Here is a 15539-nt window from a genome sequence, read left to right as displayed (position 1 = left end):
ACGCCGATGCTCACAGTCTGCTCGCCTTCTTCCGCCGCACCAGTGCGATGAGAACGGGTGCGCCGATGAAGGCGGTGACGATACCCACGGGGATCTCGCTGGGCCGCATGACGATTCGCCCGAGGATGTCGGAGGTCAGCAGCAGGCACGGGGCGAGGAGAACGCTGTAGGCGAAGATCCAGCGCTGGTGCGGGCCGACGAACCAGCGGGCCACATGCGGCACCATGAGCCCGACGAATCCGATGGGGCCCGCGATGGCGGTCGCGCCTCCGGCGAGCAGTGCGAGCGCGAGGATCGCGAGGACGCGGGTACGGGCCAGACGGACGCCCTGGGCGGCGGCGATCTCGTCGCCGAGAGCCATCGCATTGAGTGGACCCGACACCGCAAAGGCCAGAACGAGTGCCACGGCGAAGAACGGCAGGACTGGCCACACCACGTCGAGGGGGCGCCCCAGGATCGAACCGGCGGCCCACGACCGCATCGCATCGAACGCATCCGGGTTGGTCAGCTGAAGTGCCGACCCGGCGCCATCGAGCACCGCGCTGACACAGATCCCGGCGAGCACCATGACTCCCGCCGATTGACCACGTCGGGTGGATCCCAGGAGCAGGACCATGATCGTGACGATCAGCGCTCCGGCGAACGCGAACCACATGTAGCCACTGATATCGCGGATTCCGAGCACGCCGACGGCCACGGTCACCGCGAAAGAGGAACCCGCGCCCACCCCGAGGATACCGGTGTCAGCCAGCGGATTGCGCGTCAATGCCTGGATCAACGCCCCCCCGACTCCCAACGCCATGCCTACGACGAGCCCGACGATCGTGCGCGGCAGACGGTAGTCACGGATCGAGAACTGATCGATGTCGGACGACGGATGAAACAGCGCATCCCATATCACCGACAGCGCAATCGCTTTCGAGCCGACCAACAGGCTCAGCACCAGCAGCACGAGCAGTGTCGCCAGCACCGCGAGCAGACCGACGGCGCGCAGCCGAGGTCCGGATGCCGCCACCGCGGGCATCCGGACCTCGACGTCACTGGTCTGCGCCGTCATCCCGCCGTCGCGAGCGTCGCCAGAGCCTTGTCGAGTGAATCCAGGTACTGAGAGTAGGTTCGATAGCTTCTGGTGAAGCTGACATCGCCGAAGCAGTAGACACCAAGAGCCTTCCCGGACGTCACAGCGGGAAGGGCCTTCCACGCGTTCGAGTCCGCCACGGGGGCGAAACCTTCCGCGACCTGACCCTCAGCGTCCACGGGGTAAATGAGCACATCGTACTCGGACAGTTCGCCGATCTTCTCGAACGAGCGCTCCTCGCCCCCTTCACCCAGATCGGGGATGTTCAGCGGAATGTCCGCGCGAGCTATCTCCGAGCACTGCGAGCCGTTGAGGGTGAACATCCCCGCGTCCTGCCACGAACCTCTGTTGACTTCGCCGAACGTGGTGTCCTGGATGATCTTCGAGTACTTACCCTGGAAACCAGCGAGTTTCCCTTCGTACTCGGTCTTCTGCTCGTTGAGAGCATCCGTCAGATCAGTGGCATCCGCGGTCACGGACAGACGGGTCTTCCAGTCCGAGCTGAACCCGAAGAAGATCGTCGGCGCGATCGATGCCAGTTGCGACTTCATCTGCTCGAAGTCGGACTCAGGTGCGGAGAACAAGATGAGGTCGGGCTTGAGGGTGGCCAGCAGCTCGAGGTCGGCTTCGCTGGCGCCGGAGCCGAGGAGCTTGGCCGCTTTGTACGCGGCCTGCTGCTCCTTGGGCAGTAGATCGAGCACGGAGGCGTCCACCTCCGTGACGCCCACCGGCTCGCCGCCGAGGTCGAGGAACGACACGGTCAGTCTCCCGAGCGTTGCAATCCGCTGCGGGTGCGCCGGGATCTCGACCGTGCCGTTGTCGGCCTCCACAGTGCGGGTCGTCCCGACCGCGTCGCCTTGATCGTTTTCGTCGTCGCCGCCGCACCCCGCGAGGAGGATCACGGTGCCCAGCAACGCGGCGACAAGGGCCGCACTACGGCGTCGTGGTCTGGTAAAGGTCATGGACGCGTTCTCTTCCTTCTGTTCTTCATCCGGGTGGGGGTGGTGCGCCCCGTTAAATCCGGACAGTCATTATTGAGGTGATCCAGGGTGATGGCGGTGTCGATGACGGTGACGACCGCTGAACCAGCGCGGCGAGCTCGTCGCGGCGGGTCGCGGTCGCGGAGGCGGGACGGTCGCGCCGTTCATGGGACCCGGAGCGAGAGACCTGCAGCCAGGCGCACATCCGGGTGATGGACGGTGTGGGTGTGGCGGTGTTCGTGGTGGTGCGGGCGGCGTACTCCGCATCGATGAACTCGAACGTGTCGCTCGGCGACGATCCTCGGCGAAGCACGCCGCGGCTTTTCAAGAAGCTGCCCTCCATGGCCAGCTCATGGTTCTGCCGTTCGAGTTCGCGTATCCGCGCGTTGCCCGCGGCGGCCGGCGAGGGCGTCTCGCCGGCGTGGGCGTTCCGATGGGCGGCGACCCGGACTCCGAGTTCTCCTCGACGACGCCGAGTTCACGTGCGACGTCGACGATCGGACGAAACGCCTCGGGTATCATCTTTACCACCTCGTCCTTGAATTCAGGCGAGTATTTCCTGCGCTTTCGTGTCAACTATTTCATCTTCCGTGCTGCCCCTAATTTTGATAGGAGCAGCAGTCCGGCCGGAAAGGGGCACCACGGGTCAGTTGGTGTCGTTGCGGACGAGTTCGTGGACTGTGGTGCCCCAGCCGACGATGTGTGTCTCTGTGCGGGTGAGCCCCGACCAGATGATCACGGTGTCCAGTTCCTCGGCGGTGCGTAGACCGGAGCCATGTACCGCGAGTCCGATCAGGTCGGCTTCGCCGTCATGCTCATCGAGGTCGCCGGTGTCGAAGACCTCCTCGACCAGCAGCACCCGCCCACCCGGGAGGAGGTTCTCGGACACTCGGCGGAGAGCGTGGGCGGCGTCGGCGTCGGGTAGCGCCTTGAAGGCGCGGCTGACGAACACGACGTCCGATTCGGGGCTGGGCTCGAATACCGACTGCTCGGCCACGCTGACCCGTGCCCGCTGCTGCTCGTCGGGGATCGTGGCGGGCAGGTCGCGGTGTAGCCAGTCCGCCTGGGCGGGCAGCGCGCAGATTGTCACCCGCAGATCCGGATGTGCGGCGACGAACTCGCGGGCCTGCACGCCCGCGCCACCGGAGTGGATCACCAGGTGCCGGACGCCACTAAGCAGGCCGGATTTGGCGATCGACATAGCCAGCGCGTGCTGGAACTCGGCCAGACGTTCCAGGTAGCGGTCCTCGTAGTCCTGCTCGGCCCGCACCTCGGCAAAGGTCTGACCCGTGACGGAGGCGTAGGACGACCGGCCAGTGCGGATCGACTCGGTGAGTCCGTGGACGCCGAGCATCTCCCGGCCTCCCACCCCGGACGGATGCAGGGAGTCCGCGACGAACTCGACGGTCAGGACTTCACCCACCGGCGTCAGATCGTAGCGGCCCGGTTCGGTCTCGGTCAGCACGTCCAGGGCATGCAGGTAGCGCAGCAGCTTGCCCAACGCCCGCTCGTCGGCATCCGCCCTGACGGCCAGGTCCGCCACGCTGCTGACACCACGCGAGATCAGCTCGGGAATGCCCAGCTCGACGGCGGTGCGGATCGCGATCGGTGGGACCAGTTCGGTCAATTGATGGAGCCTCTCGAAGGGCGTGATCGACTTCTCGGGGTCGGGCACCGCTCCGTCGGCCTCCAGGGCAATGACCTCGCCACGACGCCAGTACCCGGTGAACTCGATGTCCTCCTTGGGTAAACCCCGGTCCTCGACCAGATGGCGACGCAGATCCCGCACCACCGAGCGCTCTCCCGCGAACCACGCGAACGGTCGACCGTCCCACCAGCCACTGTTCCTGACCGCGTCCACCAGAAGCGTGGTCGTGCCCGCCTCGGCGCCGCCGCGCACCAACCAGGTCACCTCAGCCCGCGGCAGAGCCCTCAGCTCCAGCCGGTGAGCGTCTTCGGCGACCTCAATGAACACCTGCGCCCGCGCGTCATCGGGCAACTCCTCAAGCAGGCGGGCAATCGCGGGGATCGCTGTGTCGTCGCCGGCGACGAGAAGCCAGTCCGCGTCCTGCGGCAGCGCCCGCGATGCGCTCGGGCCGTGGAAGTGCATACGGTCGCCGGGTTGGGTGCGATACGCCCAGGTGCTGCCGACACCGATACCGTGCTTGACGATGTCCACGTCCAGTTCTCCGGTCGCGGGGTTCCAGCGACGGACTGTGTAGCTCCTTGACAACGGCCGGGGGTCCCTCGGCAGCTCGAGGCCCTTCTCCTTCTGCACTGGCAGCACCGGCTCGGCCTGATCGGGGTAGCAGAACACCAACCGAATGTCGTCGTCGAAGCCCGTCGAGTCGAACGCCGGCTGCGGGAAGCCGTTCGCCGAGGTGAACGCACGAAGTTGCTCGCCACCCAACGTGATCCGCCGCATCCCCGGCGTCAGGTCCACCACCCGCACCACCTCGACCTCTCGCAGGGTCAGCGGGTGCACGGTGAGCCCACGTGCGGTCTTCGGCATGCTGAGGGAAGCCCCTTCCAATCGCGTCTGGGGTGAGGAGGCCGCGCGCCGCCAACGGCAGAGGGGCCACTGGTAAGGTACGGTAAACCTCACCACACTTGGGTACGCAGGTCGCCATATAGTTAGGACATGATTGGCTCGTCTCCACCGCCGATAGCGGGAGCACGGATGGTTCCGGTGGAGCGCCCCAGTCACATGCTGATCTGGGTCCGCGCCGGTCGAGCGCGGGTGCTTCTGGACGGCGGAACGGAGTTCCCTCTCGCTGGCGGCGAAGGCATCTGGATGCCTCAGAGTTACCGAAACCGCGCTCTGACGATCACCGAGCCCGGCACGGTCGCTTTCCCGTACTGGCTCGACGCCAGCGTCGGGGCCTGGGCGCCGACCAAACCGACGCGGTTCGACGTCCCCGATGACTGGCAGGACTGGCTGATCCAGTACTTCAACCTTCAGGTCACACCGTTCACCGGTCACGGGTATTCGCCTGGCGGGGTGGCCGATCTCCTTCGTGGTCTCGGCACACGCCCAACCTCACCTCCGCGCGGCGGGGCCACCGCTCCTTCGGCACTGCTCGATCCCCCCACCATGCCGAAGGCCGCCGGAGCGAGAGCAGTGGCCGAGGAACTGATCCGCGACCCCGCGCTCGACCTCACCGTCAGGGAATGGGCGACCCGGGTGCCCTCAAGTCCGCGCACCCTGCTGCGCGAGTTCCTCGCCGATACCGGGCTCACCTTCGAGCAGTGGCGACTGCACTGCCGGCTGACCGCCGCCGTCGAGTTTCTGGCCGCCGGGTACGACGCCGATCAGGCGGCAGCGCGAGTGGGCTTCGCCAGCCGCGGCGGTTTCCGGCGCGCGTTCCAGCAGCAGTTCGGGCTGACCCCTCACGAGTTCGCCAGGGAGCTCGCCGCCCGCGCTCTTGCCGGTGGCCTGACCGGGCGGGCCAGCGCGGCACGCCAGGCTGACAACTTCGTGCGCCTGATGCGGAGAGGCGGTGCCGCTGCCCATGCGCCCGATCTGCTGCCCGCCGCCCGCACACCCCTGCACGCCATGGACAGTCACGTGCTCAGTTGGATGTATCGCGGCAGCGGTTACCTCGACATCGACCTTAGGCGCTATGAGCGACTGCGTGGCGTCGCGACTTGGATACCGGCGGGAGTCGAGCACATTACCGGGCTTCGCCAGGACTCCATCTCGCTACCGCTCGGGAACGCCAGCACCGCCGATCTGCAACTGATCGAACCGATCCAGGTGCAGTTCCCGCGAGCGTGGGACGACTACCTGATGTTCTCCTCCATCAGCGCCCGAACCTCGCTGCGTCCCGTCGACTATGACCCGACCCGCATCATCGACCTGTTCGCCGAGCAGGTCGCCGCGCAGCGGGCGCTATCGGTGCCGATGCCCACCGAGCCGCGTTTGCGCGAAGCTGCCATGGACTACCTTCGCCGCATCGGGGTCTCCGCTGGATCGACCGACTTCGACCTGCCCGCCGACGTCCACCGAGCGTTCCACGAGCAGACCGGAATGACCTTCGCCCGCTGGCGCTACGCGGCCCGCATGCGCATGGCTCGCGACCTCCTCGTCGGCGGCGCCAAGCCCAGCGCCGTCGCCCGCCGCGTTGGCTATGCTCACCTACCGACCTTCAGCGCCGCCTTCACACGCTTCCACGGACTCTCACCGCGCGAATACCAAGAGCGTGAGATCGGCACCGCTTGATCAACGCCATCGATGTGAGCTGCCGTTTCCATCGGCCGCATGCCCCTCCAGATACTGGCGATGTTCGCCCAGTTCAGACGCGACATGATCATCGGCCGGGCAGGAACGACAAGCATGGCCCGGGAACCTGCCCGGGTGTCGGTCCGGTGGCGCCGTCGCCGCGGCCAACCTCGGACAGCCGCGGCAACGTCCGTCGAACTCAGGCGGAGGAGCTCGCGGCGAGGCGGTCGCGGACCTGGCGGTAACGTTCGCGGCCGGCCAGTACCGGGCCGGTCTCGAGGTCCTCGTCGACGCCCAGGTCGTGCAGCGCGGCCCGGGTGAAATGCGGAATGGCGAGGCCCATCTGCGCGAAACGCAGCTCGTCGCTGGCGCCGCTGTCGAACAGCATCGCCCCGACGAGCAGGATCACGCAGGTCTTGAAGGTCTGGAACGCCTTGTACCACTCCCGATGCCGGGTCGGAAGGCCGGTGAGTTTCTCGTAGTACGCGAGGGCCTCGTCGAAGGTGAGCGCTCCGGGGCGGCCGGTGATGAAGACCGGCGTCGCCCAGAACAGTTCGAGGTAGCCGAGGTCGGCCAGCGGGTCGCCGAGGGCGGCGAGTTCCCAGTCGAACACGCCGGTCACCTCGCCGTCGGCGAAGGCGAAGTTCCCCGGTTTCACGTCGCCGTGCACGAGGGTGACGGTCTCCGAGGGCGCGGGCCGCTGTTCCCGCAGCACGTCGAGCAGCCGTTCCAGGGCCGGCAGCCGGTCCTTGCGCACCCGGTGCAGCTCCGACGCCCAGCGCCCGAGCTCGTCGTCCAGGTAGGTCCGGCCGTCGCCGAGTGCGGCCAGGCCGCTTTCCCGCAGGTCGACCCGGTGGATCGCGGCGATCTGCTCGACGATCCCCTCCGACATGCGGCGGATCGTCTCGGGGCTGGCGTCGAGCTCGGCGGGGATCTGGTCCTCGTAGACCTCGCCGGGCACCCGCTCCATCACGTAGAACGGGCGCCCCAGCACGGAGCCGGACGGCTCCAGCCACAGCACCGCCGGGCTGCGGACGGCGCTGTTCTCCAGCCCGCGCAGAATGGTGAACTGCCGTTCCATGTCGTACGGCTCCAGCAGCCCGGGGCTTCGCGGGCTGAGCCGGAGGACGACCTCCCGGCGGTGATCGGCGCCACCGGCGTGCCACGCGAGCGTGAGCACGCTGATCTCCGCCGAATAGCCGAACGTGACCCGGTCGGCGTTCTCGATCCGGACGTCGGTGGCTGCCGGCATCTGGTCCCGCAGCCACGCGGCTAACCGTTCGAGACCGTTGTCGTTGCCCATGGATGCACCTGTCTCCGTCTGCTGTAGTCCCCGCCGGTCGTCCCTGCCGGTTTCCGCGGTTCCCGCGGTCGCTCAGCTCGGGGTGAACCGTATGCGGATCTGGTCGTACGCCCGGGCGAAGGTGGCAGGGAGAACTTTCGGCTCGGTCGGGTCGACGAGCTCCCAGTCCGGCATCCGGCGCAGCAGTTCCTCGAACATCACCCGAAGTTCCAGGCGGGCCAGATGCGCGCCCAGGCAGACGTGGGTGCCGAAACCGAACGCCACATGCCGGGGAGCGGTCCGGGCGACGTCCAGGGTCTCCGGGTCGACGAACACCCGCGGGTCACGGTTCGCCGCCGGGTAGAGCAGCAGGAGCTGGTCGCCGCGGCGGATGTGCTGGCCGTGCAGCTCGTGGTCCTCGGTCGCGGTGCGCCGCATGTTGAGCACCGGCGACACCCACCGGATGAACTCCTCGACGGCCTTGGACGCCAGCAGCTCGGGCCGCTCGATCAGCAGGGCCCGCTGGTCGGGGTTCAGGGCGAGGTCGCGGATCATCGTGCCGATGACGGTGCGGGTCGTCTCCGCCCCGCCGTCGAGCACCAGGAGGATCTCGTCGAGAACCTTCTTGGTGCTCCAGTCGGGACGGTTCGCCCACACCGAGATGAGGTCGTCGCGTGGCTCGGCGCGCCGGGCCTTGACGACCTCGAGGGTGCCCTCGTAGAAGTCCTTGATGAGGCCGGGGATCTCCGGATGTGTGACGTGCGGTGGTCCGTCCGGTGACGTCTGGCCGGAGAGCAGCATGATCTGCTCGGACCAGTGCCGGACCCGCTCCCACTGGTCCCTCGGGTAGCCGAGCAGATCACTGATCATGATGGCGGGCAGGCGTGAGGCGATTGCCTCGATCGCCTCGCATTCCCCGAGCGGGGTCACCGCGTCGAGGATCTCCGTGACGACGTCGCGGACGTGCTGCTCATGCCGGCGCACCGCGCGCGGGGTGAACTGGCTGGCGACGAGGTTGCGCTGCGCCTGGTGGTCAGGGTCGTCCATGTTGATCATGGACAGTTCCTCGCGCAGGTCGATGTGGGGGCGGGAGCCTTCGTAGGAGGTGTAACGCACCCCGTCCTTCTCGACGGTGACGACATCCTCGAAGCGGGAGATCACCCACAGTCGCTGCACCGGATCCCAGAAGACCGGCGCCTGGTCCCTTAACCACCGGTAGGCATCCCACGGATCAACGTAGAACTCCGGGTCCAGAACGTTGATCCGCCGCACGGAGTCGCCCTCGGTCTCGGTCACGGCCGGCGTCGTCATGAGTACGACACCTGGTGGTCCGAGTCGGCGGTGAGGCCGAGCTCCGGCCATTCGCCGCCGATGATGCTTTCCATGATTCCGTAACCCACCGCGTCTCCCTCCCGGACCCGGACAGGCGTGTCACGGAACTGGCCGAGCTCGCGCAGCGACTCGTCCGACCAGCAGTCCGCGATGTGCTCGCCGTCCAGGTGCAGCTTTCCCTTCCAGCTTCCGTGAATCTGGCCCTTCCACTCACCGTAGAGCCCGGTCTTGAGGAAGAAGCCGGACTCCCCCAGCGCCTCGACCTCGATGACCCGCTGCTCACCGGACTCCATGGTCAGGTGCAGCTCGCCACCCTTCACGAAACGGGTGCGCGGGTCGTAGGCCATGTGCGGCTCGGCGTGGCGCACCGCGTTCTGCCGCCCGCCCGCCTCGTTCACATAGGCCGACGTGTAGCCCCAGGCCCCGCCGGCGATGAAGATGGCCGTCTCGTAGTAGGTTCCGTCGGCGCGGCGAAGGAACACCGGCGCCCATTTCATCAGCCCCTTCACCGGGGCGGCGCCCGGCTTCGGCGTGGCGGAGCGGCGCGGCGCGAGATCGGTGGGAGCCGCGCCGACGGCCTGCCGCACACCCCAGGAATGATCCCGGTAGCCGAACCACGTCTCCGGGCGCACCTCGTATGTCTCACCGTTGACGGTGACCGTGCCGGAAGCCCAGCCACCCTGGTGGTAGCGGACGATGTTCACGTCGACGCGGCCGGTGTGCCGGCTGCGGACGAGGTTGCGGTCCTCGAAGAACGGCTGCGTCACCCCGGACAGGACCAGGTCGAAGGAGATCGGCTGGATGTCGTTCTCCGCCAGCCGGAACCGCACCTTGGTCAGCGGCTCGATGATCTCGTACTCGATCGGGCCGATACCCATCAGCTCGGGCGCGGTGCGCAGCTCGCGGCTACCCCGGACGGTCCATTGTTCGCGGCCCCGGGAGACGCCGGCGAAACCGTCGATGATGCCCCGGTTCTGATACTTCCCCAGGCCGAAGTCAACCTGCAGCGAACCGTCGACGCTGGCGAGCGAACCCCAGATCTTCTCGGTCCAGGCCAGGTCGGACTCGGACACCGTGGCGAACGTGTCGACGATCTGGTGGGTGAGAGTCTCGTCCGCGCCGCGCAGCGCTCCGATGTCCTTCGGTGCCATCTGGCTCATCCCCTCAAGAGCTATGGGCGCGGCTGGCGGACTGGCGGAGACCGCGCCGGCCGGCCGCTGCACAGCTACTGCGGCTACTGATGCACTCGATCCCGGTGACGAGCGCCGCTTCGGTGCCGATGCCGGCGGGCAGGGGCACACCCGCCGCGGCGGAGCGGCATCTCGTCGGGCAGGACCTCGTCAGGCAGGGCGCATGGACGGGGCGGCCGTGCCGCGCCACCATGACCCATGCGTGACATGGTGGCACATAATCTCAATTTTGTCTCACCTCGGACGCGCCCTCCTCCCGCCCGGCCGGTCCACGGGCATCGAAGGGTAGGACATCAAGTGCGACTTGTAACGTGGTCGGTCAAATGGTTAGCTCTGTCGCGTACGCCCTCCGAGCGCGCGGCACCGGCCCCCAGCCAGTGGAAGCCCTTCGCGACAACCGCTCGCCGGCGATCCGGAAGGGAACAGGACCCGGGATGATGGATGGACACTGACCCAGCGGCATCGATCGCCCGGCTCCGCGACCGGCTCGCGGCGGCCCAGGACGATCGCGAGCGCGCCATGCTCGCTGTCCTGGAACGCCGCGTGACCGCCGAGATCGTCGGTGACCTCGAGGCCCTCGGCGCGGCCGTGACACCGGACTTCGTGCTCAGGTCCCATCCGGCCGGCGGGCTGACGGGCGAAGGACGCGACGCGTTCGTGGCCGGTTTCGCCGCCGGGCTGGCCCGCGCCTATCGCATGCTGTGGATGGACTGGGATCACCTCGCCGTCGACGCGGTGACCGGGACCATCGCCGCGGACGGCCTGATGCGCATGGTGCTGCGTGGCCCGGCCGCGGCGGCGATGTACCCCGGCACCGTCGACGATCCGTCGGCGGACTACCTCGCCAGCACACCGATGGCCATCTACGTCACCTTTCGCGACGGGCTGATCGCCCGCGAGGTGACCTATGCCGACAACAGCGCCACGGTCGTCACAAGACACACCGGCACCGGCACCGGCGTAAACGTCAAGTAGTCAAATAGTCGAAGGCGGCGGTCAGCTCCCGGTCTGGCCGTCATTGTCGTCATACGGCGGCAACTGGTTTCCGGGTCGGAGGGCGGCGACATGGTTGGCTCGGTCGAGGGGCATTCCATCCTGGTAACCGGCGGCGGGACCGGAATCGGATCGGGAATCGCGGCCGCACTGGCCCACGAGGGTGCGTGGGTCACCATCTGCGGGCGTACCCAGGCAACCCTGGAATCCGCTGCGGAGGGCATCAACGCGAAGGTCGGCCGCGAGGCCGTGACCTGGCACGTCGCGGACGTCACGAACGAGTCGGACGTCCAGCGGGTCGTGGCGGCGGCGGCGCAGTGGCGCGACGGGCTCGACGGTGTCGTCGCGAACGCCGGCGGCGGCGGTGCCCTCGCCCCACTGCACCTGCAGAAGGCCTCCGAGTTCGAGCGCGTCATCAGCCTGAACGTGATCGGGACGTTCCTGCTCGCGAAGCACGCCGTGCCGATCTTCGCCCGCGCCGGCAAAGGCTCCTTCGTCGGCCTCTCCTCCATCGCGGGGCACCTCACCCATCCGTACTTTGGCGCCTACCCCGTCGCGAAGGCCGGGGTCGAAGCCCTGATCCGCAACGCCGCGGACGAGTACGGCGAGGCCGGTATCCGCTTCAACGCGGTGCGCCCCGGCCTCACCGCGACCGAGATCATGGGTTTCGTCCAGCCCGGCACACCGGTCTACGAGAGCTATGACGCCAACACCCCGCTCGGTGGCGCCACCCAGGTGGACGACGTCGCACAGCTGATCGTGTTCCTCCTGTCGGATCGCGCGAGCCGGATCACCGGCCAGATCGTCAACATCGACGGCGGCACCAGCGTCCGCCGCGGGCCGGACTGGTCCGCCGTCGTGGAGCCCCGCTTCGGCGGTCACGAGGTCGCCCTCGGCCGCGCCGAGCCACCCGCCAAAGGATGACCAGGGACTTCCGCGCGGTTGGCCGTGACCTGTCGAACTGGGGGCGCTGGGGAGCGGACGACGAGATCGGAACACTGAACCTGATCACGCCGGCTCGGGTCGCCGCGGGGGCGGCGCTGGCGCGGACGGGGCGTGTGTTCGATCTGGGGTACACCCTCTCCGCCAAAGGCCCGCAGATCGGACTGGGCGGGCGGGTGAACCCCGTCCATCTGATGTCGATGACGGGCCAGTCCGTGTATCCCGACGGCGCGGGGTTCGCGGACGACTTCATCGTCATGCCGCTGCAGTGCGCCACGCAGTGGGACGGCCTTGCGCATGTCTTCTACGACGGCTTCTGCTACAACGACGTGCCCGCGTCGTCGATCACCCCGCAGGGAGCTGACAGGCTCGCCATCGACCGGATCGCGCGGGGGGTCATCGGGCCGGCCGTGCTCGCGGACGTGGCGCGTTTCCACGGCGTCGGCTGCCTGGCGCCGGACCACGGGATCAGCCCAGGCGAACTGGACGCGACCCTCGACCGCCAGGGCGTCATCCTGGCACCCGGCAGCATCCTGCTCGTGCGCACCGGGTGGACGCGGCGGTTCACCGAGGGCTCGGCCGCCGAGTTCATGAGCGGCGAGCCCGGCCTCACCCTGGAGTGCTGCGAGTGGCTTCGTGAGCACGACGTGGCGGCGCTGGCGGCCGACAACTGGGCGGTCGAGCGGTATCCGACCGGCGATCCGGGCGCCATCATGCCGGTGCATTACGTCCTCATCAGGGACATGGGGATGACACTCGGCGAGATGTTCGACCTGGAGGCTCTCGCCGCGGACTGCGCAGCCGACGGAGTTTACGAGTTCCTCCTGGCAGCGCCGGCGTTGAAGGTCGCGAACGGCGTGGGGACACCCCTGAATCCGTTGGCGGTGAAATAGCGCCGGTTCGGCACCGTCCCTGGCAGGCCTGGCGTGCGCTCAGCCCTCGGTGGGCGCGCCGAGGACGCGGGCCGCGTTGTGGCGGATGATCGCCGGGTAGGTCGCGTGGCGCCGCCGGCGTCCGCTGACCACAACCACGACCACACCCGCAGCGCTCACTGGAGCGACGACATCACGATTGCCGAAGCCGGCCTGGCCGCCGTCGCGACTTGACGGCGGGCGTCGGAGCGCAAGAGTATCAATGTTGACACCAATGTCGAGATTGGTACGCCTCGGCAGCCGGCAAGGCACAGGAGTTGACGCCGTTCTGACTACCACCTTCGCCTCCGACGACATCGTCGCGCTTCGCGACGCCCTGCGCGGGACCCTGGGGACCGTCTGGCAGGAGCTGCCGTCGACGGTCGAGACCACCTGGCGTGAGCGGTGGGAGCCCCTGGCCGAGCTCGGCCTGCCGGGCTTCTGCGTTCCGGAGGCCCGGGGAGGCTTCGGCCTGCGGGTCGACGCCGCCGTCACCGCGGCCATGGAGCTTGGAGCCGCTCTGCATCCCAGCCCGTTCGCCGGGCTCACCGCGAGCGCCCACGCTCTCGCCGAGGCCGCGCAGACCGCAGAGGCCGCCGGCACCGGCACCGGCACCGGCGGCGATCCGGTCGTGGGCGGGCTGCTCGACGACATCGCCGCCGGCGCGCGCATCTGCGCGTTCGGCCGGCTCGGTCCCGACGGTCGGACCGCCCGGCTGGTCGACGGCGGACCCGACGCCGACGCGCTGCTGCTCCTCGACCGCACCCGCGACGAGCTACTGCTCCTGGCCGACCCCGGCGACTGGAGCGGCGAACCGTCCCGGCACAGTTTCGACATCACCAGGACCTGCGCGGATGTCACGGTGACCGCCGGCCGCGGGCAGCGCATCGCGGCACCGGCTCACGCCGACGCGCTGTACGAGCTGCTCCTCGCCGCCGACGCGATCGGCGGCACCCAGCGGGCGCTGGACCGAACCGTCGCCTACACCGGCCAGCGCCAGGCCTTCGGCCGGCCGATCGGCGGGTTCCAGGCCGTCCAGCACCGGCTCGCCGACCACGCCGTGCGGGTCCGCGGCATGACGCTGCTCGTCCATGAGGCGGCCCGGCAGTTCGACGCCGAGCCGCAGTCGCAGGAGCAGGCGCCGTCACAGGCGCAGGAGCAGGCACGGGCGCAGCGGGTCCGGCGGGCCGTCGCCCTCGCCTCGCTGAGCGTCAGCTCAGGCGCCGGGCACATCCTGCACGACCTGCTCCAGCTGACCGGCGCCATCGGCTTCACCTGGGAGTACGGCCTGCACCTCTACCAGCGCCGGGTGCACCAGGACGCCCGCCTCGCCGCGAACCCGCGAGCGGCCGCTCGCTCGCTCGCCGACACCGAAGGATGGACCGATGCGCACTGACCTCGAGGAGTACCGCGCCCGGGTCCGTGCCTTCATCGCCGAGCACGGCGTGCCGATGCAGGGCGAGGGGGTTCGGGTCCCCGCGGACGCCGACGAGGAGCGGGCGATCCGGGGATGGCTGCGTGCCCTGTACGAGGCCGGCTTCCTCGGCGCCGGCTGGCCGGTGCAGTGGGGTGGCCGCGCGGACCACCTCCCCCAGCACGACCTAGTGCTGATGGAGGAGCTCATCCGCGGCGACGTCTACCGGCCGCTCGACCAGGTGATGCTGGCCAGCCATGCCATCATCGAGTTCGGCTCCGACGAGCAGAAGGCCCAGCTGCTGCCGCGTATCCGCGCCGGCGAGCACGTCTGGTGCCAGCTGTTCAGCGAGCCGGATGTCGGCAGCGACCTCGCCTCCCTGCGCACCCGCGCGGAGCCGGACGCCGCCGGGGCCGGAGACGGGTTCACCGTGACCGGTCAGAAGATCTGGAGCACCGACGCCCAGTGGGCCGACATGGGCATGCTGCTGGCCCGCACCGACCCGTCCGTGAACCGGCACGCCGGCATCACCGCGTTCGTCATCCCGATGGACCTGCCCGGCATCGAGATCCGGCCGATCCGTGAGATGACCGGTTACGCCGAGTTCTGCGAGGTCTTCCTGGACGGTGTCCGCCTCGGGCCCGAGCACGTGCTCGGCGAGGTGAACGGCGGCTGGAAGGTCGTCACCTCGGGGCTGGCGTCCGAACGCGCCTTCGTCGGCGCGAACTCGCTGCAGCTGGAGCGGATGTTCGACGACCTGGTCGCGCTGGCCCGCGCCGCCCGGCTCCCCGACGGCACCGCCGCGCTGGAGCATGAGGACACCCAGGCCACCCTCGCCGAGGCGCTCGCCCGGGTCGAGGAGGTGAAGCTCATCGTGCGCGACACCGTGGAGCGGATCCTGGTCGACGACGAGCATCCCAGCGACGGCCCCGTCGCCAAGCTCGCCTACACGGAGACCAACGTCGCCCTGACGGAGATCGCGATGGGCATCATCACCTCGTCGGTCGCCGTCGACGAGGCCGGGGCGGCGGTCGCCGACCGCTGGTACCACAACTTCCTCTGGGGCCGGGCCCTGACGATCTCCGGCGGCGCCTCGGAGATCATGCGCGGCCTGATCGGCCGCCAGCTCCTCGGCCTGCCGCGAGCATAGGCATCCAGACGTCTCCCGGCCCGCGGGCCGGGAGACGTCTCGCGC

14 protein-coding genes are annotated in these 15539 nt (G+C 68.8%); 6 read left to right on the top strand and 8 right to left on the bottom strand.

Features of this window, described 5'->3' with window-relative positions; genetic code table 11:
* Positions 1-10 precede the first annotated feature (10 nt).
* The 5 genes from ACG83_RS12790 to ACG83_RS12775 all read right to left on the bottom strand — a co-directional run bounded on the left by ACG83_RS12790 (position 11) and on the right by ACG83_RS12775 (position 4570).
* Positions 11-1024 carry an iron ABC transporter permease gene (locus ACG83_RS12790; RefSeq protein ID WP_054566608.1) on the bottom strand — a complete coding sequence of 338 codons (1014 nt, stop codon included), beginning with the start codon at positions 1022-1024 and terminating at the stop codon, positions 11-13.
* A 29-nt stretch (positions 1025-1053) separates the two neighbouring features.
* On the bottom strand, positions 1054-2040 hold the full coding sequence (locus ACG83_RS12785; RefSeq protein ID WP_054566320.1) for an ABC transporter substrate-binding protein: 987 nt from the start codon (positions 2038-2040) through the stop codon (positions 1054-1056).
* Positions 2041-2092: 52 nt separating this feature from the next.
* Positions 2093-2401, bottom strand: coding sequence for a hypothetical protein (locus ACG83_RS12780; RefSeq protein WP_054566319.1), 309 nt, complete (start codon positions 2399-2401; stop codon positions 2093-2095).
* Positions 2383-2634 (bottom strand): transposase, encoded by a 252-nt coding sequence (locus ACG83_RS47915; RefSeq protein WP_083473170.1) that lies wholly within the window; start codon positions 2632-2634, stop codon positions 2383-2385. Before ACG83_RS47915 ends, ACG83_RS12780 begins: the two co-directional genes overlap by 19 nt.
* Before the next feature lie 70 nt (positions 2635-2704).
* On the bottom strand, positions 2705-4570 hold the full coding sequence (locus ACG83_RS12775; protein WP_054566318.1) for a siderophore-interacting protein: 1866 nt from the start codon (positions 4568-4570) through the stop codon (positions 2705-2707).
* Between the two features lie 195 nt (positions 4571-4765).
* Here ACG83_RS12775 and ACG83_RS12770 point away from each other — a divergent pair, with 195 nt between their 5' ends.
* On the top strand, positions 4766-6280 hold the full coding sequence (locus ACG83_RS12770) for an AraC family transcriptional regulator (RefSeq protein ID WP_235497853.1): 1515 nt from the start codon (positions 4766-4768) through the stop codon (positions 6278-6280).
* Positions 6281-6479: 199 nt separating this feature from the next.
* Here the strand turns inward: ACG83_RS12770 and ACG83_RS12765 are convergent, their stop codons facing one another.
* From ACG83_RS12765 to ACG83_RS12755, 3 genes are all read right to left on the bottom strand, one after another.
* Positions 6480-7583, bottom strand: a complete 1104-nt coding sequence (locus ACG83_RS12765) for a phosphotransferase family protein (protein WP_054566316.1) — start codon at positions 7581-7583, stop codon at positions 6480-6482.
* A gap of 72 nt (positions 7584-7655) precedes the next feature.
* A complete protein-coding gene (locus ACG83_RS12760; RefSeq protein WP_054566315.1) occupies positions 7656-8873 on the bottom strand; it encodes a cytochrome P450 in 1218 nt (405 codons plus the stop codon).
* Positions 8870-10045, bottom strand: coding sequence for a hypothetical protein (locus ACG83_RS12755; RefSeq protein ID WP_054566314.1), 1176 nt, complete (start codon positions 10043-10045; stop codon positions 8870-8872). Before ACG83_RS12755 ends, ACG83_RS12760 begins: the two co-directional genes overlap by 4 nt.
* Positions 10046-10525: 480 nt before the next feature.
* On the opposite strand from ACG83_RS12755, the gene ACG83_RS12750 reads away from it, so the two are divergent.
* From ACG83_RS12750 to ACG83_RS12730, 5 genes are all read left to right on the top strand, one after another.
* The gene (locus tag ACG83_RS12750) at positions 10526-11059 is read left to right on the top strand and encodes a nuclear transport factor 2 family protein (RefSeq protein WP_054566313.1); all 534 of its coding nucleotides are present in this window, start codon (positions 10526-10528) and stop codon (positions 11057-11059) included.
* A gap of 90 nt (positions 11060-11149) precedes the next feature.
* Positions 11150-12001, top strand: a complete 852-nt coding sequence (locus ACG83_RS12745) for an SDR family oxidoreductase (protein ID WP_054566312.1) — start codon at positions 11150-11152, stop codon at positions 11999-12001.
* On the top strand, positions 11998-12912 hold the full coding sequence (locus ACG83_RS12740; RefSeq protein WP_054566311.1) for a cyclase family protein: 915 nt from the start codon (positions 11998-12000) through the stop codon (positions 12910-12912). Before ACG83_RS12745 ends, ACG83_RS12740 begins: the two co-directional genes overlap by 4 nt.
* 253 nt (positions 12913-13165) lie before the next feature.
* Positions 13166-14326: an acyl-CoA dehydrogenase gene (locus tag ACG83_RS12735; RefSeq protein ID WP_235497852.1), complete on the top strand. Its 1161-nt coding sequence runs from the start codon at positions 13166-13168 to the stop codon at positions 14324-14326.
* The gene (locus ACG83_RS12730) at positions 14316-15494 is read left to right on the top strand and encodes an acyl-CoA dehydrogenase family protein (protein ID WP_054566309.1); all 1179 of its coding nucleotides are present in this window, start codon (positions 14316-14318) and stop codon (positions 15492-15494) included. Before ACG83_RS12735 ends, ACG83_RS12730 begins: the two co-directional genes overlap by 11 nt.
* The last annotated feature ends 45 nt before the right edge of the window (positions 15495-15539 follow it).

The organism is Frankia sp. R43 (assembly GCF_001306465.1).
Taxonomy (GTDB): domain Bacteria; phylum Actinomycetota; class Actinomycetes; order Frankiales; family Frankiaceae; genus Parafrankia; species Parafrankia irregularis.
This window is presented reverse-complemented; position numbering and strand designations above follow the sequence as displayed.